Annotated in this window: 23 protein-coding genes; 11 read left to right on the top strand and 12 right to left on the bottom strand. The window is 75.5% G+C overall.

Annotated features, from left to right (window positions below):
- Positions 1-6: 6 nt before the first annotated feature.
- From ACZ34W_RS28485 to ACZ34W_RS28475, 3 genes are all read left to right on the top strand, one after another.
- Positions 7-624 (top strand): acetyltransferase, encoded by a 618-nt coding sequence (locus ACZ34W_RS28485; RefSeq protein ID WP_329490829.1) that lies wholly within the window; start codon positions 7-9, stop codon positions 622-624.
- A 191-nt stretch (positions 625-815) separates the two neighbouring features.
- Complete coding sequence (locus tag ACZ34W_RS28480; RefSeq protein ID WP_329490830.1) at positions 816-1,304, top strand: NUDIX hydrolase; 489 nt, start codon at positions 816-818, stop codon at positions 1,302-1,304.
- Positions 1,305-1,312: 8 nt separating this feature from the next.
- Positions 1,313-1,672: a hypothetical protein gene (locus ACZ34W_RS28475; RefSeq protein WP_465608127.1), complete on the top strand. Its 360-nt coding sequence runs from the start codon at positions 1,313-1,315 to the stop codon at positions 1,670-1,672.
- 87 nt (positions 1,673-1,759) lie between these two features.
- Here the strand turns inward: ACZ34W_RS28475 and ACZ34W_RS28470 are convergent, their stop codons facing one another.
- Both ACZ34W_RS28470 and ACZ34W_RS28465 read right to left on the bottom strand, forming a co-directional pair.
- Entirely contained in the window at positions 1,760-2,689 is a 930-nt protein-coding gene (locus ACZ34W_RS28470) for an NAD-dependent epimerase/dehydratase family protein (RefSeq protein WP_465608125.1), read from the bottom strand.
- Positions 2,690-2,809: 120 nt separating this feature from the next.
- A complete protein-coding gene (locus tag ACZ34W_RS28465; RefSeq protein ID WP_465608123.1) occupies positions 2,810-3,349 on the bottom strand; it encodes a PTS-dependent dihydroxyacetone kinase phosphotransferase subunit DhaM in 540 nt (179 codons plus the stop codon).
- 314 nt (positions 3,350-3,663) lie between these two features.
- Here ACZ34W_RS28465 and ACZ34W_RS28460 point away from each other — a divergent pair, with 314 nt between their 5' ends.
- The 3 genes from ACZ34W_RS28460 to ACZ34W_RS28450 all read left to right on the top strand — a co-directional run bounded on the left by ACZ34W_RS28460 (position 3,664) and on the right by ACZ34W_RS28450 (position 6,820).
- A complete protein-coding gene (locus ACZ34W_RS28460) occupies positions 3,664-3,951 on the top strand; it encodes a DUF397 domain-containing protein (RefSeq protein ID WP_352295047.1) in 288 nt (95 codons plus the stop codon).
- Positions 3,952-4,705: 754 nt separating this feature from the next.
- Positions 4,706-5,200, top strand: coding sequence for a hypothetical protein (locus ACZ34W_RS28455; protein ID WP_465608120.1), 495 nt, complete (start codon positions 4,706-4,708; stop codon positions 5,198-5,200).
- 336 nt (positions 5,201-5,536) lie between these two features.
- Positions 5,537-6,820 (top strand): acyl-CoA dehydrogenase family protein, encoded by a 1,284-nt coding sequence (locus ACZ34W_RS28450; RefSeq protein ID WP_465608118.1) that lies wholly within the window; start codon positions 5,537-5,539, stop codon positions 6,818-6,820.
- An 84-nt stretch (positions 6,821-6,904) separates the two neighbouring features.
- On the opposite strand, the gene ACZ34W_RS28445 is transcribed toward ACZ34W_RS28450, so the two are convergent.
- A complete protein-coding gene (locus ACZ34W_RS28445; protein ID WP_380391653.1) occupies positions 6,905-7,897 on the bottom strand; it encodes an aminoglycoside phosphotransferase family protein in 993 nt (330 codons plus the stop codon).
- 694 nt (positions 7,898-8,591) lie between these two features.
- Between ACZ34W_RS28445 and ACZ34W_RS28440 the strand changes: the two genes are divergently transcribed.
- Entirely contained in the window at positions 8,592-10,073 is a 1,482-nt protein-coding gene (locus ACZ34W_RS28440; RefSeq protein WP_329490838.1) for a DNA-binding protein NsdB, read from the top strand.
- A gap of 127 nt (positions 10,074-10,200) precedes the next feature.
- On the opposite strand, the gene ACZ34W_RS28435 is transcribed toward ACZ34W_RS28440, so the two are convergent.
- Positions 10,201-10,653 carry a PAS domain-containing protein gene (locus ACZ34W_RS28435; RefSeq protein WP_329490839.1) on the bottom strand — a complete coding sequence of 151 codons (453 nt, stop codon included), beginning with the start codon at positions 10,651-10,653 and terminating at the stop codon, positions 10,201-10,203.
- A gap of 334 nt (positions 10,654-10,987) precedes the next feature.
- On the opposite strand from ACZ34W_RS28435, the gene ACZ34W_RS28430 reads away from it, so the two are divergent.
- Positions 10,988-12,496, top strand: a complete 1,509-nt coding sequence (locus ACZ34W_RS28430) for a HEAT repeat domain-containing protein (RefSeq protein WP_329490840.1) — start codon at positions 10,988-10,990, stop codon at positions 12,494-12,496.
- Between the two features lie 122 nt (positions 12,497-12,618).
- On the opposite strand, the gene ACZ34W_RS28425 is transcribed toward ACZ34W_RS28430, so the two are convergent.
- Together ACZ34W_RS28425 and ACZ34W_RS28420 are read right to left on the bottom strand one after the other, a co-directional pair.
- Positions 12,619-13,461: an undecaprenyl-diphosphate phosphatase gene (locus tag ACZ34W_RS28425; protein WP_329492356.1), complete on the bottom strand. Its 843-nt coding sequence runs from the start codon at positions 13,459-13,461 to the stop codon at positions 12,619-12,621.
- Between the two features lie 238 nt (positions 13,462-13,699).
- Entirely contained in the window at positions 13,700-14,395 is a 696-nt protein-coding gene (locus ACZ34W_RS28420; protein WP_329490841.1) for a class I SAM-dependent methyltransferase, read from the bottom strand.
- Positions 14,396-14,532: 137 nt separating this feature from the next.
- On the opposite strand from ACZ34W_RS28420, the gene ACZ34W_RS28415 reads away from it, so the two are divergent.
- Positions 14,533-15,087: a DUF4396 domain-containing protein gene (locus ACZ34W_RS28415; RefSeq protein WP_465608114.1), complete on the top strand. Its 555-nt coding sequence runs from the start codon at positions 14,533-14,535 to the stop codon at positions 15,085-15,087.
- 64 nt (positions 15,088-15,151) lie between these two features.
- Here the strand turns inward: ACZ34W_RS28415 and ACZ34W_RS28410 are convergent, their stop codons facing one another.
- The gene (locus ACZ34W_RS28410; protein WP_465608112.1) at positions 15,152-15,682 is read right to left on the bottom strand and encodes a PadR family transcriptional regulator; all 531 of its coding nucleotides are present in this window, start codon (positions 15,680-15,682) and stop codon (positions 15,152-15,154) included.
- A 169-nt stretch (positions 15,683-15,851) separates the two neighbouring features.
- Between ACZ34W_RS28410 and ACZ34W_RS28405 the strand changes: the two genes are divergently transcribed.
- Together ACZ34W_RS28405 and ACZ34W_RS28400 are read left to right on the top strand one after the other, a co-directional pair.
- Entirely contained in the window at positions 15,852-16,622 is a 771-nt protein-coding gene (locus tag ACZ34W_RS28405) for an alpha/beta fold hydrolase (protein WP_465608110.1), read from the top strand.
- A 368-nt stretch (positions 16,623-16,990) separates the two neighbouring features.
- Positions 16,991-17,320 carry a hypothetical protein gene (locus ACZ34W_RS28400; RefSeq protein WP_329490846.1) on the top strand — a complete coding sequence of 110 codons (330 nt, stop codon included), beginning with the start codon at positions 16,991-16,993 and terminating at the stop codon, positions 17,318-17,320.
- A 43-nt stretch (positions 17,321-17,363) separates the two neighbouring features.
- Here the strand turns inward: ACZ34W_RS28400 and ACZ34W_RS28395 are convergent, their stop codons facing one another.
- The 5 genes from ACZ34W_RS28395 to ACZ34W_RS28375 form a co-directional block, all read right to left on the bottom strand.
- Entirely contained in the window at positions 17,364-18,251 is an 888-nt protein-coding gene (locus ACZ34W_RS28395) for a 5-oxoprolinase subunit C family protein (protein WP_329490847.1), read from the bottom strand.
- Entirely contained in the window at positions 18,248-18,871 is a 624-nt protein-coding gene (pxpB, locus tag ACZ34W_RS28390) for a 5-oxoprolinase subunit PxpB (RefSeq protein ID WP_329492357.1), read from the bottom strand. Before pxpB ends, ACZ34W_RS28395 begins: the two co-directional genes overlap by 4 nt.
- An 80-nt stretch (positions 18,872-18,951) precedes the next feature.
- Positions 18,952-19,728: a LamB/YcsF family protein gene (locus ACZ34W_RS28385; protein WP_352295067.1), complete on the bottom strand. Its 777-nt coding sequence runs from the start codon at positions 19,726-19,728 to the stop codon at positions 18,952-18,954.
- 124 nt (positions 19,729-19,852) lie between these two features.
- Entirely contained in the window at positions 19,853-20,410 is a 558-nt protein-coding gene (locus tag ACZ34W_RS28380; RefSeq protein ID WP_465608106.1) for a hypothetical protein, read from the bottom strand.
- A gap of 223 nt (positions 20,411-20,633) precedes the next feature.
- The gene (locus tag ACZ34W_RS28375; RefSeq protein WP_465608104.1) at positions 20,634-21,680 is read right to left on the bottom strand and encodes an IPT/TIG domain-containing protein; all 1,047 of its coding nucleotides are present in this window, start codon (positions 21,678-21,680) and stop codon (positions 20,634-20,636) included.
- Between the last annotated feature and the right edge of the window lie 35 nt (positions 21,681-21,715).

Here is a 21,715-nt window from a genome sequence, read left to right as displayed (position 1 = left end):
GCCGCCATGGCCACCGACCACCGAGCACTCTGGATCGCCGGCGCCGGGGGCGTCGGCCGCGAGGCACTGGACACCGCCCTCGCGGCCGGCGTCCCGGTCGCCGGCTTCCTGGACGACCGCGGGCACGGCGGCACCGTCCGCGGCCTGCCCGTCCGCCGGCCCGACGACGTCCCGGCCGGCGCCCGCTACCTGGTCGGGATCGCCGCCCCGGCCGTCCGGCAGCGGCTCGGCGCGCTGCTGGAGGCCCGCGGCGCGCTGCCCGCCACCCTCGTCCACCCCCGGGCCCTGATCGCGCCCGACACCGAACTCGGCCCCGGCTGCCTGGTGATGGGGGGTGCGTACGTGTCGAGCAGCGTGCGCCTCGGCGCACACAGCCAGGTCCACTACAACGCGACGGTCGGCCACGACAGCGTGTTCGGCGAGCGGGTGACGGTCTATCCGGGCGGCAACGTCTCGGGCGCGGTGCTGCTCGCCGACGGCGCCACCGTCGGCAGCAACGCCGTGGTGCTGCAGGGGCGCCGGATCGGCGCCGACGCCTTCGTCGGCGCGGGCGCCGTGGTGACCAGGGACGTCCCGGCCGGTGAGGTGGTGGTCGGCTCCCCGGCCCGGCCGCTGCGCGGATAGCGGCCGGGGACGCCGGCCGTCCGGGTTCCCCGCCGGCCCGCCCGGGTGGTGCCCGCCAAGCCGGCGGACGGCGGCCCGCACGGGCGACCGTCCGCCGGCGGCAGGCTTCCCTGCGCGCGGGCAACGCCGGGGTAGGGGCCCGGCGGTGGACGCCCCGGGTGCCTGCCGCGGTGCCGGATAGGGTGCGGGGCATGGCTATCCCCGCGTTCCTCGCCGAACTCCGCGCCGTGGTCGGCACCCGCCCGCTCTGGCTCAGTGCCGCCGTCTCGGTCGTCTTCGACGACGACGACCGGGTGCTGCTGATCCAGCGGGCCGACGACGGCCGCTGGGCCCTGCCCGGCGGCATCCTCGACCCCGGCGAGCAGCCCGCCGACGGCGCGGCGCGCGAGTGCCTGGAGGAGACCGGGGTGGTGGTCGTCCCCGAGGTGCTCGCCGGGGTCGATGTCTCGCCCGAAGTCCGCTACCCCAACGGCGACGTGACCCAGTACCTGGTCCTGGTCTTCCGCTGTCGCCCGGTGGGCGGTGAGGCCCGGGTCAACGACGACGAGTCGCTCGCGGTCGGCTGGTTCGCGCTCGACGCGCTGCCGCCGATGATCGAGGCGGAGCACCGGGCACTGCGCCAGGCCCGGGAGGGCCGGGGAGCGGCGTCCTTCCTGTGGGAGGGCGGGGAGCGTCCCTGACCGGCCCGATGGCCGATGTCCCCCTGCTGGACGGGCCGGTGGAGGTCCGCGGGGCCCTGCACCTGGAGCGCACCGGGTACGGCCTGCGGCCCTGGCGGCTGCCGGCCTGGACGGCCGCGCAGTTCCCGGACGAGGCGCTGCGCCGGGTGGCCCAGATGCCCTCCGGGGTCCGGCTGGCCTTCCGGACCGCGGCGACGGTGCTCGAACTCGCCCTCCGGACGCCGGCCGATCCCGTGCGCCCCGGCGCGGTCGAGCTGGCGCTGGACTGCGTGCGGACCGACCGGGCCGCCCTGGTCGGCTCCGGCGGCCCGCCGCCGTCCGGGATCTTCCGGACGGCGGCGGGCGCCGCGGCCTTCGCCGAGGGCTGAGCACCGGGGGCCGAGCACCGGGCTGTGAGCGCCGGGCTGTGAGCGCCGGGCCGCGAGCACCGCACCGCCCCGGCCCCGCCCCGCGCGTCAGAGCGTGCGGAACCACTCCGCCGTACGCTCCAGCCCCTCGCGCAGCGCCACCGGCCGGACGTCCGGGAAGAGCTCGCGCAGCCGCGCGTTGTCGGCCTGCGAGTCCCGGACGTCGCCGGGCCGCGGGTCGGTGTGGGTCACCGCGACCGGCCGCCCCAGCACCGACTCCATCGTGCCGACCAGCTCCAGCAGCGACGTCCGGGTGCCGAAGGCCAGGTTGACCGGATCGGCGTGCACCACCCGGCGCAGCACCGCCTCGGTGATCACCTCGGTGACGGTGCCGACGTAGGTGAAGTCCCGGCTCTGGCCGCCGTCCCCGTGCACCGTCACCGGCCGCCCGGCCAGGGCCGCGTCCAGGAAGGCCGGTACCACGGCCGCGTAGGCGTGCCCGGCGGGCTGGAGCGGGCCGAAGACGTTGAAGAACCGCAGCGGCAGCACGCCCAGCCCGTAGCAGTGGTGGTAGGCGGCCAGGTAGGACTCCGAGGCCAGCTTGCTGACCGCGTAGGGGCTCATCGGCGCGGTGCGCATGGTCTCGCGCTTGGGCAGCTCGCGGTTGGCGCCGTAGACCGAGGACGAGGAGGCGGCGGCCACGTACGGCCCGCCGGCCCGGCGGGCCGCCTCCAGCACCTCCAGGGTGCCGGTCGCGTTGGCGTGGTGGCTGGCCAGCGGGTCCGCGACGGAGCGCGGGACGGACGGCAGGGCGGCCAGGTGCACCACCGCGTCGGCGCCCGCGAAGGCCTCGTCCAGCAGGGCGGGGTCGAGGATGCTGCCCTCGTACAGGGCGGCGTCGACGCCGGCCAGGTTCGCCTTGTGGCCGGTGGACAGGTTGTCCACCACCCGGACCTGCTCCACGTCGGGGCGGGCCAGCAGGGCCCGGACCAGGTTGGCCCCGATGAATCCGGCTCCGCCGGTGACGACCACGCGCATGGCTGGGGCTCCCCCTCCGCACCCGCCCGGCCCGCCCGGCCCGGCCCTGTGCCGATGGTAGCCGGGCGGTCACCCGCGGTGGGGCGGAACGGCGAGAAGGGCCCGGCGGTCCCGGCCCGCTCAGTCCTTGCGCTGGCGGTACGCCTCCTCGGCCGCGTCAAGGACCGCCGCGAGGTCGCCGCCGGCGGTGGCCGTCGCGACCGCGGCCACCGCGCCCTCCACGAACGGTGCGTCGGCGAACCGGACCGGGAACGGCAGTCCGTGCTCGTCCGCGTCGGAGAGCAGGGCCCGGACGGTGGTCACCGCGCTGCCGAGGTCGGCGAGCATCACCACGCCGTGCCCCTGGTCGACCCGGCGGGTGGCGGCGGACACCAGGACGGCGCTGATGCCCGGACCGGAGTCCGGGTCGCCGCCGGTCGCGGCGACCGGGGAGGGGGAGTCGGTACCGGCCAGCGCGAGCGCCAGGGCGCGTACCGCGGCGGCCAGCTCCTGGCTGTGCGAGACCAGGACGATCCCGACCCGTCCGTGCAGGGGCGGCCGGCCGGGGGCCGACCGGGGCAGCGGGGTGCGCGCGGGCGGGGTGCGAGGCGCCGGGGGGTGGGCCGAGGGGGCCTCGGAGATGGGGATGACATCGGCGCTGCTGCCGTCCCGGCGGCTCATCGGCTGCTCCTGGGGGCGTCGGGGTGCGGGCCCTCCTCACTCTGGCAGCTCGGGCGCCGCCCGGCGGGGCGGGACACGCTCCGGACGGGGCGCCCGGCCCGATCGACGGACGCTTTCCGGCCGTGGGCCGTAGGGGTGTGTGCGCCGCGGCCTGATCCGACGCGACTTCGCCCCCATCCCCTAGCACAGCGCGGCGGCCCGCGGGGCCCGCCGGCGGAGCGTCGCCCCCGGTCGGGGGAGTCCTCGGCAACCCGCTGACCGGGGCGGCGGCGGTGACTAGGCTGGCCTCGAAAGCCGTCGGGAGGAGACCAGTAATGGCAGCCAATATCGGGACTGACGTGGAGTCGGCCGTGGGCACGGGCGTCGAGGTGCCCGCACCGTCGCCGGAGCTCGCGCCGAGCGGGAAGCCGAAGGTGGACTTCACCGGGGCGACCTGGCTGTGCAGCAGTCAGGGGGTCGGGGATGTCCAGATCGCGTTCGTGGACGGCTACATCGGCATGCGGGACGGCCGCCAGGAGGACGGGCCGGTCCTGGTGTTCACACCGGGCGAGTGGCGGGCCTTCGTGCTCGGCGCCCGGGACGGCGAGTTCGACCTCACCTGAGGCCCGCCCGGCCTGCCCGACCCGCCTGATCGCCTGATCGCCCGTCCTGGCCGCCGCGGACCGGCCGGGGAACAGGGAGGGGAGTGCCGGAACGGGTCCCGTGAGGGGCCCGTTCCCATCTTGTGATCAGCCTTGAGCGTACCCGGTCATAAATTCTGTTGACTGTTAGACAAGCGCAGCTCAGAGTATGAGCACAGGCAGACGCCGTGCCCACCGCCCCCACGCGGCCAGACACGGCGCCTGCTGTGCAGCCCGGCAGTCACGCCGGACCTGCCTCCCAGTCATCCCCTGCGCACCGGGGGTGCGTTGGCCGGTCCCGGCCCACGAGGGGCCGGCAGTCGCCGGGAGGCTGACACCGCTGCCGAGAGCGACTCGACGTCGGTGCCGGGTGCTCGGGACCCGCACGCCCCCACGCGGCGGCGTCCCGAGCAGATCCGCGGGAGCGACGGGCCGGGGCCCCGCGGACCTTGCTTGTGTGGCTTCGAACTGCTGGCTTGTGTGCTGTGCTGTGTGCGACGACGAAGCTGGGTGCTCGGCGGATCGGCACGACGATGTGCACAGTGAGGGATACGCGTGTAGGGCCGCGTTGCGACATGCCGTCCCCCCGAAGGGTGAAACCCAGAACGGCTGTCGTGCTGAACCGAACGTAGCCCGGACGGTTGCTCAGAGTCAACATTGGTCTCTGAGCGTGGATCTCCGTCCAGCGCCCCACCCACCCCGCGAGAGTGGTGTGCCGGGCACGTACGATGTTCCCATGTCTTTTCTCCGCCGTCGCTCCGGACAGCCCACCGGCCCGGACTTCGACGTGCTCGCCATGGACCCGGGCGACTGGCCCGGTGACTTCGGCGCGGCCATGATGACCGGCCCGGACGGCTCCTGTCAGGGGATTTTCCTCCGCTACGACCTGTTCGGAGGCAGAGGCCCGGCGATGTTCATCGGCAACCTCCCCGAGGGCTCGCCGGCCCGCGAGACCGGGGACGAGGTGCCCTTCGAGGTCCGGCAGCTGCTCGCGGCGCTGGAGAACGAAGAACCGGTCGAGTTCGTCTCGGCGGAGGACTTCCCGGTGATGCTCGGGGACGACCTGCTGATCGTGAAGAAGGTCAAGGTCAGCGAGGGCCGGGTGTTCTGCTCGCAGTTCGGCCGCAGCGACGGCGTCCAGGTCACCATCGCCTCCTGGGACCGACCGATTTCGGACGACCTCTTCCAGCTGCTCAAGCCGCTCCCGGCGGACATGTTCCAGCAGGGCTGACCGGCACTCCCGCGGCGGCGCGGCCGGGGCCGTTCCGGGCTCCGGGCACTGCTTGACGGTTTCGATCATCGCTTCGTACAGTCGCGAACATGTCGTGCCGTCTCCCGCTGCTGACCCGTCGCAGCTACCTGGACCTGCGGCGCACCGCAAGCGCGGCGTGTCCGGGCCACTGAGGGGATTCGTCCCCGAGGCGGCGGGTGCCCGGCCGAGTGGCCGGCGCCGATCCGGGGGCGGGTGTTGCGCTGACTTCCGGGGCCGTCCACCGGTACCGCGCGCCCGTCCGGCGTGCCGCCCGCACTTGCCGAGCCCACGCTGCCGCCCGGAGGCACCAGCACCATGACCACCACCGCTGCCGATCAGTCGCCCGTCGCCGCCGCCCTCGCCGGGCTGCCCCGGGTCGTGGACCTGCTGGCGGCGCGCGCCGAGGAACACGACCGCGACGCGACCTTCCCCTACCAGGGCATCGAGGCGGTGCACGAGGCCGGTCTGCTCACCCTCACCGTCGGACAGCGGTACGGCGGCCCCGGCGGCACGCTCGCCGACACCGTCCGGGTGCTCGCCCAACTCGGCCGGGGGGACGCCTCGGTGGCCGTGGTCACCGCCTTCACGCTGCTGCAGCACGCCGAGCAGGCCCGAGTGGCCGCCTGGCCGGCGGCCGGCTACCGGCGGCTGCTCACCGAGTCCCGCCGGGGGCCCGCCCTGGTCAACACCCTGCGCGCGGAGCCGGGTGGCCAGGGCGGCGCCCAGCCGGCCACGGTGGCCCGGCGGGACGGTGACGGCTGGCTGCTCAGTGGCCGAAAGACGTACTGCGCCGGTGCCGAGGCGTTGGCCTGGATGGCCGTCACCGCACGGACCGAGGAGCCGGTGCCGCGGATCGGCACCTTCCTGGTGCGCGGGGACAGCGAGGGCATCGAGGTCGACCCGACCTGGGACCAGCTCGGCCTGCGGGCCAGCGCCAGCCACGACGTCGTCCTGGACGCCGTCCGGGTGCCGGGCGAACTCGCGCTCGGACTCACCGCCCCGAGGAGCAACGGCCCGAGGACCACCGGCCGGGCCGGCGGGCCCGCCCGCGCCGGAACCGCGCCGTCCGGTGCCGAGGCCAGGGGCGTCGAGGCCGGCGGTATCGAGGACGCGGGTGCCGCGGCCGCGGTGCCCGCCGCCGAACTCACCCGCGCCTGGCACGATCTGGCCCTGTCCGCGGTCGCCCTCGGGGTCGCCCGCGCCGCCGAGCAGTGGCTGGTCCGCTTCCTCCACCAGCGCACTCCGGCCAACCTCACCGAGCCGCTCGGCAGCCTGCCCCGGTACCGCTGCGCGCTGGGTGAGATCGAGGCCCAGCTGATCGGCGCCGAGGAACTGGTCAACGGACTGGCACCGCGGGTGGACCGGGCCGAACCGGACGCCGTCGCCCGGACCGGTCCGGCGCAACTGCTCGCCACCCGGGCGGCGATAGCGGCCGTCCAGCAGGCGGTCTCGCTCACCGGCAACCCCGGCCTGAGCCGGCGTCACCCGCTGGAGCGCTATCTGCGGGACGTGCTCAGCAGCCGTGTCCACTTCGCCCCGGACGAGGCCGTCCTGGACGCCGCCGGCCGGGGCGCCCTGGAGCGCGGGCGACGCCTCTGACCGGCCGGGCCCCGCCGCGGCCCGAACGGCCCGGGCCCCGACCGCTCGCGCACGAGCGGCCGGGGCCCGGGCCGTTCGCCCGGCTCAGCGGGTGCCGACGGCGGCGCGGACGGCCCGGCGGGCCAGCGCCGCGTCGTCGTACAGCCGGCGGATCATGATCCGCTGCTCCTCGCCGGCGCCGGGCACGTCGTACAGCCGGATCTCCCGCATCAGCACGAGCACCAGGTTCACCAGGAACGCGTCCCGGGCCAGTGTGCCGCCGCTCTGCGCGAGTTGGCTGATCTGCCGGCGGGCGGCGGTGTCCCCGGAGAGGACGCTCCAGAGCACGGCCAGGTCGTAGCCCGGCAGGTACCAGCCGGCCTGCTCCCAGTCGACCAGGACCGGCCCGGACGGCGCCAGCAGCATGTTGCTGAGCAGGGCGTCGCCGTGACAGAGCTGGAGCGGGGCGTGGCTCAGGCCGTGCAGCAGGCCGCGCAGATCGCCGGCGTCCCGGTCGGTGAGCTGTCCCACCGAGTGGTAGCGGGCGATCTCCACCTGGTAGTCCAGCCGTGGCTGGAAGACGTCGGTCGGCGGCCGCCACAGGTTGAGCGTGCGGACCGCGCCGAGCAGCGCCCGCACCTCGCCCGGGGTCGGCGCATTGGCGGGGTGGCGCTCCCGGGCGGCGGGCCGGCCGGGCACGCGCTCCATGACGAGCACGCAGCGGTCGTGGTCGGCCGCGACCAGCCGGGGCAGCCGCACCGGCGGGCGGTGCCGGACGAAGGCGCGGTAGACCGCGACCTCGTGGTGGAAGTCGGCCACCAGCTGCTCGAAGTACTCGCTCCGCACCGCCTGCGGGGCCAGGCACTTGGCGACCACCGGCGCGCGCCCGATGGTGCCCGCCACCAGGATGTGGCGGCTCCCCTCGCGCAGCACCTGGCGCGGGGTGAAGGCGGGGCATATCCGGGCGACACCCGCCAGCGCGGCCCGTACGGCCGGGGTCTGCAGCGCCGCCGGGTCGATCCGCTCGGGGGCACCGGGCTGACCGGGCCGCATCGGCGGGCGGAGCATCCGGCCGTCGCCGGGCCGGACGGCCGGCATCCGGGCGCCCGGCGGCAGGACGGACTCGGGGGCGCGCAGCCCCAGCGCCGTCCGGGCGGCCTGGCCCCGCGCGTCCGTGGTCCGGCCGTCGGCGCCGCGCGGCACCGCGGGGCGGCTCGGCGGCAGCTGCTTCGGACCGGGACGGCCGACGGCCGCGCCCGGGGGGCGCAGCGCGGTGCGGGTCGCGGTCGGCGTGGGGGAGGTCGCGGAGGAGTACATGGGGTGAGGGTGGTCCCTTTCTGTCCGTCGGCGGGTGCGCCCCGCGGTGCGGGGAGGGCCGGTGCCGCGTGCTTGCTGGCGTGACGGCGGCCCTGTCTCGGTGCGGTGGGTGGAGCGCGGGCGCCGGGCACGGACGCGGGGGCCGGAGCCCCTTGCTTCGGCGGTGACCCGGTCGTTCCGCACCCTGGGGAATGCGGACGACCGGACTGCCGTGGCCGTGCCCGGCGCCCCCGCGCCACCCGGCCGCGCCACCCCCTCGGGTGAGGACCGGGGACGCCCCGTGACACGGTCGGGGGAGCACCCCCCACCTGCCCGGGGCGCCGCCCGACCCGAGGGGCGAGGTGGCGCACCTCTACATCACACCCGGACGGCACTGGTTAGTAATGTGGCGGACCCTGGCGAAGCCTGGCGAATGCTCGCCTGGCACATGACGGAGCATCTAGCCTGAACCAGCCGAGGAACCTGGGGGCTTCACGTGAGCAGGGGACCCAACACCCGACTCGCCGATCTGTTCGTCCTGGCCGGATGGTCGAAGGGCGAGCTCGCACGGCTGGTCAACCGGCGTGGTGCGGCCATGGGAGAGCAGCAGCTGTCCACCGACACCTCGCGGGTCCGGCGCTGGATCGAGCACGGGGAGATCCCGCGCGATCCGGTGCCGAGGGTACTGGCGTCCGTGTTCACGGAGCGGCTCGGCCGTGTCGTCACCATTGAGGACCTCGGTCTGGAACGACACCGGCCCACCAGGACCGGAGCGGCGCAGTCCGCAGCACATCCATGGGAGCCGGATCGTACGGCCGCGGTCCTCACCGAGTTCACGGGAATGGACCTCATGCTCAACCGACGTGGATTGGTGGGTGCGGGCGCCGCGCTCACGGCCGGGGCGGTCATCGCCGACACTCTCAAGGGCTGGCTGGGCGGGGACGCCGTCGCGTACGCGGCCGCCGCGCCGGGCCCCCGACAGGTGGTCACCCAGGGCGGGGCCCGCCCGGTGGTGGACGTGTACGACGCGGGCCCGGTCGGGCTCGACGAGGTGGAGGCACTGGAGCGCTCGGTCCAGGTGTTCCGCGCCTGGGACGCGGCACGCGGCGGCGGCCTCCAGCGCAAGGCGGTGGTGGGACAGCTCAACGAGGTGGGCGGGCTGCTGACGCACCGCCACGGCCAGGCCGTGGAGCAGCGGCTCTGGCTGGTCGCGGCCAACCTCGCGGTGCTGGCCGGCTGGATGTCGCACGACGTCGGCCTGGAGTCGACCGCGCAGAAGTACTTCATGATCGCCGCCGAGTCGGCCAAGGAGGCCGGCGACCGCCCCCGGGCCGGTGAGGCGATCTCCCGGGCCGCCCGCCAGATGGTGCACCTGGGCCGCGCCGACGACGCGATCGACCTGATGGCCGCGGCCCGGGCGAGCGGCGGCCGGGTGCTGCCCAGAACCCGGGCGATGCTGAACACCGTGGAGGCCTGGGCGCACGCCTCGGTCGGGCACTCGCAGGACACCCGGCGGCTGCTCGGCGAGGCCGAGGACCTCTTCGCCGAGGACGTGTCAGAGCCGCCGCCCTCCTGGATGCAGCTCTTCGACGAGGCCGAGCTGCGCGGGATGCAGGCGCTGGTGCTGCGCACCCTGGCCGAGCACGACCTGACGGCCGCTCCGGAGGCGCGCCGCCAGGCCGAGCGGGTGATCAAGCTGCGCGAGGGCACCGGTCAGCTGCGTTCGGCGCTGTTCGACCGGATCACGCTCGCCTCGGTGCACTGGCTCAGCGGGGAGCCCGACGCGGCGGAGCTCCAGGCCAAGATGGTGATGAACCTGATCGGCCAGAACTCCTCGCACCGCACCTGGGACCGGTTGCGCGAGATGTACCGGCTGACCGCCCGCTACCGGGGGCTGCCAGTGGTGGACGAGCTGCGGGTGGAGCTCGGGCGGGAGTTGCGGCAGGCGGACGCCAAGAACCGGCCCAGGTTCGCCTGAGCCGGCCGCGGTCCGTCCGAGCCGCGCGGTGCTCTCCGGGCGTTCGGGGCTGTGAGCCGCCCGGAACTGTGAGCCGTCCGGGGCTGTGAGCCGTCCGGGGCCCGGCGTCGGCCGGGGGCGGCCTGCGTCAGTCGGGGTCGGCGGGGCGCAGCAGCATCCGCAGCGCCGTCACGGTGCCGTCGTTCCCGAGGACCGGCTCGCCCGCGCACTCCACCGTGGTGCGCTCACCGTCGGGGTGGCTGACCTGGAGGGTGCCGAAGGCGTGGCGGCCGTGCACCAGGGCGTCGGTCATCATCCGGCGCAGCTGCGGACGGTCCGCCTCGGCGAGCCGGTCGGGCAGCCGGTCGAGGCTGAGCGGTCCGTGCCCCGGGTCGCAGCCGAGCAGCCGGTACACCTCGGCGGACCACCGGACGTCGTCGGTGAGGAGGTCCCACTCGGCGGAGCCGACCACGGGACCGGAGTGCGCCTGCGTCGTGCCGTCCACTCTGCCGCCCACCGACCCGTCGTCCGCCCCGGTGTCCGTCCGTCGGGCATCGCTGCGGCGGGCGGCCCGGCGGGCGGCAGTGGCAGGCATGCTCATGGCGATTCCATCGGGTCGAGGCCGGCGCCGGGCCGGCGGAGAGGGAGGTGGGGAGGGTGGCCGCGGGGTGGCCGTGAGGTGGGAAGCTGTCAAGCAGTGAGAAGACTGTCGCACAGCGGAGTCACCCTCGTGGGGGATTTGAGCAGATCTCTGGCAAAATTCCCCCGGCATATGCCACTGCGGCAGGGGGGTCGATCGCCCTGTGTGCGGCGAGGTGTCCGAGGCGGTAACCTTCGGTGATTCCGGCGCCCGGGCGCCCACCGCAGTACCGACCACCGACCCCGGCGACGGAAATCCCGTTGCCACTACGACCGCCGCAACGGATGCTGACCTCATGTTCGAGCCAGTGATAGCACCCAGTGCCAGCCTCCTCGGCCTCCTTCAGCGAGGCCGCGGTGACGGGCAGCTCCACGCGCTGGCCGCCGACCGTACCGACGCCATCGCCGCGCTCCAGGAGTGCGTCACCAGGGACCCGAGAGCCGACTGGCAGGTCGAGAACCGCTCCCTCTACTACGCGCGCCTCTACATGGAACTGGAGGCTCCGCTCGACGGCATCGAGGACCACCTCCACGACCCGGAGGACCTCCTCGACGACGACGAGTACCGCACCGGTCTCGCCCTGTCCGTCCTGGGCCACCTCGCCGCGTACGGCCGGCGCGACGCGCTGCTGATGCTGCGCGAGTACGCCGCCACCGGCACCAACTGGGCCTGGGCGCTGGACGAACTCGCGCTGCGCGACGACGACCGCGGCCTGCTGCTGCTCGGTACCGCGGTGCTGGACCGGTTCCCGCCGGGCCCCGAGGGCGACGCCGAGCTGCGTGAGTTCATCCGCGGCGCGTACGAGCCACGGCCGTGGCGGCTCTGGGCGGCCTACCACCCGCGGGTCGCGGCGGCGAGCGAGCAGTCCCCGTTCGACCTCTGGCAGCGCCAGGTGAACCGCACCGGCGTGACCCCGGGCTGGTCCACCGCCGACGTGCTCGTCTGGGCCGACCAGGGCGAGCTCGGCGGCCTCGGCGCCGCCGCCTTCGCCGGCCGGCCCGAGCGCCCGGAGCCCGCCCGCGACGGCGGTGATCCCGCCGGCCCCGATGCCGTGGACCGCAGGGCCGCCGCCGCCGCCCGCTGCCTGGCCGCCGTGGTCCGCCCCGAGGACCGCCCCGCCGTGCTGGAGGCCGCGCGGAACGGACTGCCCGGTGCCCGCCGGGCCGCCCTGCGCTACCTGGTCGACCAGCGGGACCCGGCCGCCGCCGGCCTGATCGAGGCCGCCGCCGCCGATGTCGACGACCGGACGGTGCGCGCCGCCCTGGAACTGATCGGCCGGATGCGCGGCCCCGAGGCGCTGGCCCACGCCCGCCGCTGGGCCGACCCGGCCACCGGCGGCGCGGACAGCGCCCTCGGCGAGGCCGCCGTCCAACTGCTCGCCGACGCCGGGGAGCCCGGCGACGCGGCGCTCGTGGTGGCCGGGCTGCGCCGCTGGATCTCGGTCCGCGGGGTCGGCGGCCCCGGGCTCGGGTCGCTGGTCGACGGTGCGGGGCGGCTTGCCGCCGCCGAGGCCGTCCCCGTCCTGCGCCACATCTACGGCGAGGCCGCCTCCTCCGAGCTGCGCGGCCGGGCCGCCCGCGCGCTCGCCGCGACCGACGTGGCCTTTCCCGAGGGCCCGGCCGTCGAGTGCCTCTGGGACTGCGAGGAATCCACCCGTGAGCTCGCCGCGAGGCACGTCGCCACCACCGGCGACGCCCGCGTGCTGGAGCGCCTGCGCCGCCTCGCGGCCGACCCGGCCGAGGAGGCCGAGGTCCACGCCGCCGTGCGCGGCCGGCTGACCGCCGCCCGCGAGCGAAGTCGGTAGGACCCCCCGACACCACACCCGGGGCGACACCCCGATCCCGGGTACGACGAAGCGGGCCGGGCACCAGATCTGGTGCCCGGCCCGCTTCGTCGTACCCGGGAGGTCCTCGGTGGAACCGCGTTCTACTTCACCACGCCGGCGTCGGCCGCCAGGGTGCCGGTGCTGACCAGGACGATGATCAGAATGCCCAGCGCCACCCGGTACACCACGAACGGCATGAAGCTGTTGTTCGAGATGTACTTCAGGAACCACGCGATCGCCGCGTAGCCGACCGCGAAGGCGATCAGGGTGGCCAGGATGGTCGGCCCCCAGGCCGGTGAGGGGCCCTCGCCGATCTTGGTCAGCTCCAGCAGGCCGGAGGCCAGCACGGCCGGGATGGCGAGCAGGAACGAGTACCGGGCGGCCGCCTCGCGGCTGTAGCCGAGCAGCAGCCCGGCGCTGATGGTGCCGCCGGAGCGGGAGACGCCGGGGATCAGCGCGAGTGCCTGCGCCATGCCGTAGGCGGCGGCGTGCGGCAGGGTCAGGTCGGTGATCGGCTTGGCGTGCCGGACGGCCCGGGTCCGGTCGGCCACCGCCAGGATCAGACCGAAGACGATCAGCGTGGTGCCGATGATCCGCAGGTCGCGGAGGTTGGTCTCGATGGTGTCCTGGAACAGCTTGCCGAGGATGCCGATCGGCAGCGTGCCGATGATCACGAACCAGCCCATCCGGGCGTCCTGGTGCGAGCGCAGCGCCGGGCGGAACAGCGAGAGCGTCCAGGTCTTCACGATCGAGGCGATGTCCCGGCGGAAGTAGATCAGCACGGCGGACTCGGTGCCGAGCTGGGTCACGGCGGTGAACGCCGCACCCGGGTCGTCCCAGCCCAGCAGGGCCGAGAAGACCCGCAGGTGGGCACTGGAGGAGATCGGCAGGAACTCGGTGAGCCCCTGGATCAGGCCGAGGACGGCTCCGTGGAACCAGTCGATCACCGGACACCCGCCCGGGGTATCCGTCGCTCGATGAGCATCAGCGGTCCTTGTAGGTCGGTGCGGGAGCATGCCGTCGGCATGCACGGGGCACATGCCGATGGCATGCGAACCGCCGGGTCCGCCCGGCGCTCGGGCTGCGCGGGCCCGGCGCGCGCCTGATGCTACGCGGTGAAGGTGACAGCCTCGCTTCCGCCCCCGTTCCGGCCTGCCCGGTAAGGGGGCGGCCCGGCTCCGCTCAGCGCGGGACGGGGCGGGCCCGGACCCAGGTCCGGTCCTCGGTCAGGTGGGCGTCCACGGCCAGCCCCGCCTCGGCCAGGGCCCGCTCGAACGCGGCGGTGTCGAGCGGGCGGGACAGGAAGGTCTGGGTCCAGCGCGCGTCCGGGAACTCGTACTCGACGTGCACCGAGTTCACGCCGTCCCCGACCGGGGTGACCGACGCCACCCGCACCAGCCCGTCCCGGCCCAGTGGACGCTCGCGCGGCACGTCGCGCATCCAGTCCTCGCCCTCGCGCTGCAGCAGCACCAGGCCGTCGTCCGCGACGTGCCGCCGGCAGGTGTCCAGCAGCCCGCGCCGGACGGCCGGGTCGCCGGCGTGCACCAGGAAGGAGGCGAGCAGGACGACGTCGAACCGCTCGTCGAGGTCCAGCCGCTCGATCGGGCTGCGCACCGTCCGGGCGCCCCGGACCCGGGCCAGCATCTCGGCGGACTCGTCCACGGCCGTCACCGTGAAGCCGAGGTCGAGCAGGGGGTGGGTCATCCGGCCCACCCCGCAGCCCAGCTCCAGGATGCGGGCTCCGGCGGGGACCGCCTTCCTGATCACCTCGGGCTCGCCGTTCAGCGGCAGCCGCTCGTACATCTCCACCGCGCACCCGTCCGGGGTGATCGGGCCCGGTCCGGTTCCCTCGTACCCGTTGCGTCGTTCATCGGCCATGCGTCCCATCGGAGCACGGGCGGGCCGGAGGGGGAAGAGGGCGACGCGGTGCCCGGACTGCTTGCTCGATACCCCTGGGGGTATATGTTCGAGGACGACGAGCCGAGAGGCACGGCACGGAGCAAGCGGAGGACGACATGGCGCATCCCGCACAGCACGAGCACGGACACCTGCACCAGCACGCCGAGCACGGCCACGAGGCGCACGCCGGCCACGCCGGTCACGGCCGCCACGGTGGTCACGGCGACGGTGGGGCGAGCTGGCGGACCGCCGCCCAGGCGACCCTGCACTGCCTCACCGGCTGCGCCATCGGCGAGATCCTGGGCATGGTCCTCGGCACCGCCTTCGGCCTGCACAACGGTGCGACCGTGGTGCTCTCGGTGCTGCTGGCCTTCGTCTTCGGCTACGCCCTGACCATGCGCGGTGTGCTGAAGGCCGGGCTGGACGTCCGCGCCGCCGTCAAGGTCGCGCTGGCCGCCGACACCGTGTCGATCCTGGTCATGGAGCTGATCGACAACACCGTGATGGTCACCGTGCCGGGGGCGATGGACGCGGGCCTCGGCGACGCGCTGTTCTGGGTCGCGCTGGCGGGCTCGCTCGCCCTCGCGTTCACCCTGACCGTGCCGGTCAACAAGTGGATGATCGGCCGGGGGCGCGGCCACGCGGTCGTCCACGCCCACCACCAGCACTGACCACGAGCGGGTGCGCCCCCGTCTCCCGGGTTCGGCCGGGAGGCGGGGGCCGCGGTGTCCCGGGTCAGGGCCGGTCGAGGGCGGTCAGGGTCTCGCGCAGCCAGGCCAGCTCGGCCTCCGTGGTGGCGCGGGCGATCAGCAGCATCCCGCGTCGGAACGGGTCGCCGAACTCCTCGGCGCCCACCGGGCGGGCGCCGTCGTAGAAGAAGCTGGCCGGCTCGCTGAGGAAGGCGAGCCGGCGGCGCAGCACGGCGGCCTGTGCCCGCGGGTCGTCGTCGAGGTGGCGCAGGAAGGCCAGCACGGTGAACCAGCGGTTCTCGTCGCTGATGTCCAGGTCCTCCGGGGTGCGGAGCCGGTCGAGCAGCGCGGTCCGGCCGGCCTCGGTGAGGTGGAGGGTGTGCCGGGGCGCCGCCGCCGTACCCGGCTCGGTCGTACGGACCAGCAGGTCGTCGGCCTCCAGGCGTTTGATCGCCGGGTAGAGCGTGCCGTCGCTGATCGGCCGGACGTGTCCGGTGAGTGCGGCGAGATGGCGGCGCAGCTCATAGCCGTGCAGTGGCCGGTCGCGGAGGAACCCGAGGATCGCGAGCTTCAGCATGGGGCCACTCTCTCAGATCGGGCTGCGTTGACTCGCTGTCGCTATACCTCGCTGCCGAGGTATGGTCCTTCCGTCGCGGTGATCCGCGGCGCCCCGCCGGCCGGGCGTCCGGCCCCGCGTCAGCCCTGCTCTGCCCTGCTTCAGCCCTGCCCCGAGAAGGAGTACGACCATGCGCCAGGCCATCGTCACCCCGAGCGAGGACCGGATCCGCTGGGTGGAGGTGCCCGGTGCCGAGCCGGCCCGGGTCTATCTGCACGGCCTCGGAGCCAGCTCGCCCGTCTACTTCGCCGGTGCGGCGGCCCACCCGCTGCTGGCCGGGCGCCGCTCGCTCCTGCTGGACCTGCTGGGCTTCGGCATCAGCGACCGGCCCACCGACTTCCCGTACACGCTGGAGGCCCACGCCGACGCGGTGGCGGCGGCGCTCGACGAGGCCGGGCTGGCGGAGGTCGAGCTGGTCGGGCACAGCATGGGCGGCGCGGTGGCGATCGTCCTCGCCCACCGGCACCCCCGGCTGGTCGCGAACCTCCTCCTGGTCGACGCCAACCTCGATCCGATCACGCCGGTCCGCTGCCCGGGCAGCAGCGGGATCGCGACCTTCGGCGAGGAGGAGTTCCTGGCCGGCGGCCGGGAGGAGGTGCGGAGGTGGGTCGGGCCGCTCTGGTGGTCCACGATGCGGCTGGCCGGTCCCGAGGCCCTCCACCGCAGCGCCGTCCACACCGCCCGGGGCACCGTGCCGACCATGCGCGAGATCCTGCTGGACCTGGAGATCCCCAGGACGTTCCTCCACCCGCAGGCCGACGGCGAGCTGCCGGGGGCGGAGCGGCTGCGGGCGTCGGGGGTCGAGGTGGTGGCGGTCCCGGACTGCGGCCACAACATCATGTTCGACAACCCGGACGGGTTCGCCGCGATCGCGGCCACCGCGCTGGCCCGTCGAGCCTGAGACCGCCCTGCCCTGTCCTGCCCCTTCGCCGGGTGGCCGCGCGCCCTGGCCGGCGATCGATCCGTAACCGCTCGCCGGAGACCCGGGCTTCGAGCTGCTGCCGGCCCTCCGCGACCGCCGGGCAAGCCTCGCCGCCACCGCCGACCTCTCGCGCGTCCTGCACCGCCGACTCGACGCGATGACCGATGCCCGTGCAACGCCCGGACCCTCGCCCGTGTCCTCCGGAACGCGCTCCGGGAGGTCGAGGAAGCAGCTGCTGACCCCCACTCAAAGCGCTTTCTCCGACGCCTCGTTGGCCAGGTGGTCCCGAGGTGAAGGGCGCTGCCCGGGGTCAGTAGGATCCACCCGTCCCAGGGGAGGAGACGGGTGTGGGTGCCGACTGGTGCGAGCGGTGCGAGATGTCGTGGTGCGATTGCCCGGCCGACGGGTCGGTGCCGCGACTCGACCGTGCGATGGCGGTGCTGGGTGCCACCTGGGCGGGCTGGCCGACCGGGGCGACGGCCATCGTCTCGCCCACCGGCTACGCCCATCTGCCGGGGTGCTTCCATCTCACGGAGAGCGTCCTCGCCGCGCCCCGGTACGGCTGGGTGACCGAGCCGGTGTCCGGCCACCACGTCACCCGTGCGCAGCCCCTGCGGGCCACCGCGGGCAACCGCGACCGGATCGCCACCAAGTCCTGCCCGACCTGCTTCGAGTGAGCCGCCCGGTGGTGGGCGCCGGGCCCCGGGCCCCGGGCCCCGCTCACCCCCGCAGCAGGACGAACCGCAGCGGCGTCCCCGGGCGGGCCTGGGCGGCCGCGGCGAGGTCCGCGGGCGGCACGACGCCCACGACGGGGTAGCCGCCGGTGGTGGGGTGGTCGGCCAGGAAGACCACCGGCCGTCCGTCCGGCGGGATCTGGACGGCGCCCAGCACCATGCCCTCGCTGGGCAGTTCACCGCTGACGGCCCGGCCGACCGGCGGGCCGTCGGTGCGCAGCGCGATCCGGTTGCTCGCCGCCGCCACCCGGTACCGGTCGCGGGCCAGCCGGGCGACCGCGTCCGGTGCGAACCAGTCGGCACGCGGCCCCGGCCGCAGCCGCAGCACCAGCTCGGTCGGGGGAGCGGGCAGGGGCACCAGGTCGGGCGCGGGCCGGTGGGGCGGGGGAGGCCCGACCGGCAGCACGTCGCCGACGGCCAGCGGAGCGGGGCCCAGCCCCGAGAGCAGGTCGGCCGAGCGGCTGCCGAGCACCGGGGGCACCGCGATCCCGCCCGCCACCGCGAGGTAGCCCCGTACGCCGTGGGTGGCGGCGCCGACCTCCACCAGGGCGCCGTCGGGGACGACGACGGGCGCGCCCCAGGCGGCGGGCCGCCCGTCCACCAGGACCGCGGCGGGCGCGCCGGTGACGGCGACGACGGCCGGCCCGTGCGCACGCAGGGCGACCCCGCCGAGGGTGGTCTCCAGCGCGGCCGCGCCGGGCCCGTTGCCGACCAGGCGGTTGGCGGCGCGCAGCGCGGGCTCGTCGAGCGCGCCGGCCCGGGGCACGCCGAGGTGGGCGACGCCGCGCCGCCCGAGGTCCTGCACGGTGGTCAGCGGCCCGGGCCGGACGACCGCCAGCGACCGGTCGGCCGAGGGCCCGCCGGGCGCCGTCACCCCGCACCGCCGCGCACCGCGGTGAAGCGGACCCGCACGCCCGGGGCCAGCAGCGCGGCCGGCTCCCGGGAGGGGTCCCAGAGCGGGAGGCCGGTGCGGCCGAGGAGCTGCCAGCCGCCGGGGGAGGATCGCGGGTAGACGCCGGTGTAGGGGCCGGCCAGGGCGACCGAGCCGGCCGGGACGGAGCTGCGGGGGGAGGCCCGGCGCGGCGTCCCGTACTGCCGCGGCAGGCCGGTGAGGTAGCCGAAACCGGGGGCGAAGCCGCAGAAGGCGACCACGTACTCGGGCGCGGTGTGGATCCGGACGGCCGCCTCGGGGGAGACCTCCCAGAGCGCCGCGACCTCGGCCAGGTCGGCGCCGTCGTAGACGGTGGGCACCTCCAGCAGGGGACCGGGGGCGGCGCCGGCCGCCGTGGGGCGGGCGGTGCGCAGCAGGGCGGTGAGCGCCCGGACGTCGGCCACGCCGTCGAGCAGGACGGTCCGCGCGGCCGGGACGATCTCCTCCACCGGGGTCAGCTCACCCGCCGCCTGCCGTTCGCGCAGCCAGCCGTACAGCGCGCCGACCTCGGCCGTCCCGGCGACCTCGACCAGCAGCGCCCGCTCGCCGACCGCCCGGACCAGGGGTGCGTCGCCGACCGGGGCGCCCGGGGGCCCGCCGTCGGGCGCGCCGCCCGCCCGGCCCGCCGTCCCGCCGCCGGTCGTCACGCGAAGGGCTCCACCCGCACGCCCGCCGAGGCGAGCGCGCCGCGGATCCGCCAGGCCAGCTGGGCGGCCCCGGGGGTGTCACCGTGCACGCACAGCGAGCGCGCCTCGACGCCGATCGGCTCGCCCCCGACGGCCTCGACCACGCCGTCCCGGGCCATCGCGACCGCGCGCGTGATGACCGTCTCGGGGTCGTGGATGACGGCGTCCGGTTCGCTGCGCGGCACCAGGGTGCCCGCCCAGGTGTAGGCGCGGTCGGCGAACGCCTCGGCGACCACCGGGAGCCCGACGCCCTCGGCGACCGCCAGCAGCCGTGAGCCGGGCAGGCCGAGCACCGGGAGCGGGCCGTCGCAGACCGCCCCGGCCCGCAGCACGCCCGCGACCACCGCCTCGGCCTGTTCGGCGTCGGTCACCACCCGGTTGTAGAGGGCGCCGTGCGGTTTGACGTAGGAGACGCGGGAGCCCGCCGCGCGGGCGAACACCTGGAGGGCGCCGATCTGGTAGGCGATCTCGTCGGCCAGCTCCTCCGGAGGGACGTCCATCGCCCGGCGGCCGAAGCCGGCCAGGTCCCGGTAGGAGACCTGGGCGCCGATCCGTACGCCGCGCTCGGCGGCCAGCGCGCAGACCCGCCGCATGGTGGACGGATCTCCCGCGTGGAAGCCGCAGGCGACGTTGGCGCTGGTCACCACGGAGAGCAGGGCCTCGTCGTCGGTCAGCGTCCAGCGTCCGAACCCCTCGCCGAGGTCCGCATTGAGATCGATCACCGCATCGGCCACGCCCGTCCGCCTCCCAGCAGCTGTTGAGCCAGATCGTAGGGCCTGCGCGTGACGGCCGTCGCCGCTGCCCGGGTCGCTGCCGGGTGCACGGGTGGGAGCGCCGCCCGGGCGTCCCCCGGACGGCTCAGCCGGCGACGGTGGCGGCGCCGGCGGCCCGGTCCAGCGGCCGGAGCGCGCGCAGCACGACCAGCAGCGGCAGCACGCCGACGAGGCCGAACGACATGTCGATGAATCGCCAGTACAGCGGGATGCTCCGGAGCGGTCCGCAGACCAGTGCCAGCGGGATGACGCCCGCGCAGGCGAGGACGGCCCACCGGACGACCCAGATGTTGCGGACCGGGTCCTTGATCGGCCCCCAGAACGCGGCCGCGATGACCAGGTGCGCGAAGGCCAGCCAGTCGGTGCCGTAGGCCAGGAAGGGGTAGCGGGCACCGGTGTCGGCCACGCCGTCGCGGATCCGCTCGATCCACTCCAGGACGCCCGGCAGGTGGTCGGTGACCGGGGCCGCCGGGCCGGTCGCGAGCTCGGCCAGCCAGCGGGTCTCGGTCTCCAGCGGGAAGGCCGTCAGACCGCTCAGGACCAGGCAGACCACGAAGGCCCAGAGCCACCGCCGCACCCGCCGGAGGACGGGCTGTTCGGCCGCGGGCGGGGTTCGGATCAAGCTCTCGGACGTGCCGTTCATACCGGTCGACCCCCATGCCGAAGAGGAGCTGGGACGGGCTGTCCCACCTGCACGGAAGTGACTCTAGACGGTCGAATTGAACGTGTTCAACTTGCCCTGGGCCTGCCCCCGCGACCGGGCTCACCCCGGGGAGCCGCGCGGGCCGCCCTGCCGCCGCCGAGCCCCCGGGCACGCCGAAGGGCCCGGCGCCGCTCCCGGCACCGGGCCCCGCCGTACGACCCCGTCAGGCCGTGTACGTGTACCGCCCCGCCGCGACCGGCGCACTGGTCCCGCCGGCGGTGGTCACCGTCACGTCCACCACGCCGGTGCCGGCCGGGGCGGTCGCCGAGCAGAGCGTCGGCCCGCACGAGTGGAGGGTGGCCGGCACCCCGCCGAAGAGCACCGTGCCGGCGGCCAGTCCGCTGCCCCGGACGTAGATCCTGGTGCCCCCGGCGGCGGGCCCGGTGCTCGTGGTCAGACCGGTCACCACCGGCGCGGGGGGCGCCGGGGGAGCCGCGCCGGTGTAGTCGAAGGCGTGCGGCGCGGCCGCGGAGCCGCCGGGGGTCACCACCGTCACCGGCGCGCTGCCGGCGCCGCCGGGCGCGGTCACGGTGCAGGTGGTGCCGGTGCAGCCGCCGGTCGCGAGGGCGTCGCCGAACAGGACGAAGCCGTTGTCCAGGCCGGTGCCCGTCAGGGTGACGGCGGTGCCGCCCGTCCCGGGGCCGGTGGTCGTGCCGATACCCGTCACCGCCGGGGCGGGCGGGGCGGCCGGGGTCTGCGGGCCACTGCCGAGCAGGTGGTCGGAGACGTTGTCGGACGGGTCGGTGTCGTTCCGGTTCGCCGCCGTGACCTTGATCGTCCCGGTCGGCCCGGTGCCGTGGGAGGCCACGTAGACCTTCATGAACTCGCTGCGCCCGGGAGCCCGGGTGCCCGTGAAGAAGGCGTCCAGCCGGCGGCCGTCGGGGGAGACCGTCTCGGTGAAGGAGTAGTCGGGGAGCGAGGTGATCGCCGCGCCGCTGGTGGTCAGACCGGCCGGCAGTTCGACGGTGAGGTGGGTGACCCCGGTGAGGTCGGCGGTGCCGGAGGAGGTCCAGGTCACCGCGAAGTTGGTGCTGTCGACCGGGAAGATCGGGTAGTTGCCGGCCTGAGTCACGCTGACGTTCGGGCCGGTGGCCGCCGTGCGGGCGGCGGTCGCGGCCGGGGTCGCGGTGCCGGCCGCCGCGGTGCCGGCGGTGAGCGTGGCCACGGCCAGGGCGGCGGTCAGGCCGCCTCGTACCAGTCGGATGATCATATGAGGCATGATGGCCGTGGGGCCCGGATCGTGCG

This window comes from Kitasatospora sp. NPDC022856 (genome assembly GCF_055561235.1).
The sequence above is the reverse complement of the archived record's forward strand: the minus strand, read 5'-3'. Positions and strand labels throughout refer to the sequence as shown.

Coding starts and splice junctions, on each gene's coding strand:
- ACZ34W_RS28485 (WP_329490829.1), top strand. CDS start 7: ATGGCCACCGACCACCGAGCACTCTGGATCGCCGGCGCCGGGGGCGTC.
- ACZ34W_RS28480 (WP_329490830.1), top strand. CDS start 816: ATGGCTATCCCCGCGTTCCTCGCCGAACTCCGCGCCGTGGTCGGCACC.
- ACZ34W_RS28475 (WP_465608127.1), top strand. CDS start 1,313: ATGGCCGATGTCCCCCTGCTGGACGGGCCGGTGGAGGTCCGCGGGGCC.
- ACZ34W_RS28470 (WP_465608125.1), bottom strand. CDS start 2,689: ATGCGCGTGGTCGTCACCGGCGGAGCCGGATTCATCGGGGCCAACCTG.
- ACZ34W_RS28465 (WP_465608123.1), bottom strand. CDS start 3,349: ATGAGCCGCCGGGACGGCAGCAGCGCCGATGTCATCCCCATCTCCGAG.
- ACZ34W_RS28460 (WP_352295047.1), top strand. CDS start 3,664: ATGGCAGCCAATATCGGGACTGACGTGGAGTCGGCCGTGGGCACGGGC.
- ACZ34W_RS28455 (WP_465608120.1), top strand. CDS start 4,706: ATGTCTTTTCTCCGCCGTCGCTCCGGACAGCCCACCGGCCCGGACTTC.
- ACZ34W_RS28450 (WP_465608118.1), top strand. CDS start 5,537: ATGACCACCACCGCTGCCGATCAGTCGCCCGTCGCCGCCGCCCTCGCC.
- ACZ34W_RS28445 (WP_380391653.1), bottom strand. CDS start 7,897: ATGCCGGCCGTCCGGCCCGGCGACGGCCGGATGCTCCGCCCGCCGATG.
- ACZ34W_RS28435 (WP_329490839.1), bottom strand. CDS start 10,653: ATGAGCATGCCTGCCACTGCCGCCCGCCGGGCCGCCCGCCGCAGCGAT.
- ACZ34W_RS28430 (WP_329490840.1), top strand. CDS start 10,988: ATGTTCGAGCCAGTGATAGCACCCAGTGCCAGCCTCCTCGGCCTCCTT.
- ACZ34W_RS28420 (WP_329490841.1), bottom strand. CDS start 14,395: ATGGCCGATGAACGACGCAACGGGTACGAGGGAACCGGACCGGGCCCG.
- ACZ34W_RS28415 (WP_465608114.1), top strand. CDS start 14,533: ATGGCGCATCCCGCACAGCACGAGCACGGACACCTGCACCAGCACGCC.
- ACZ34W_RS28410 (WP_465608112.1), bottom strand. CDS start 15,682: ATGCTGAAGCTCGCGATCCTCGGGTTCCTCCGCGACCGGCCACTGCAC.
- ACZ34W_RS28405 (WP_465608110.1), top strand. CDS start 15,852: ATGCGCCAGGCCATCGTCACCCCGAGCGAGGACCGGATCCGCTGGGTG.
- ACZ34W_RS28380 (WP_465608106.1), bottom strand. CDS start 20,410: ATGAACGGCACGTCCGAGAGCTTGATCCGAACCCCGCCCGCGGCCGAA.
- ACZ34W_RS28375 (WP_465608104.1), bottom strand. CDS start 21,680: ATGATCATCCGACTGGTACGAGGCGGCCTGACCGCCGCCCTGGCCGTG.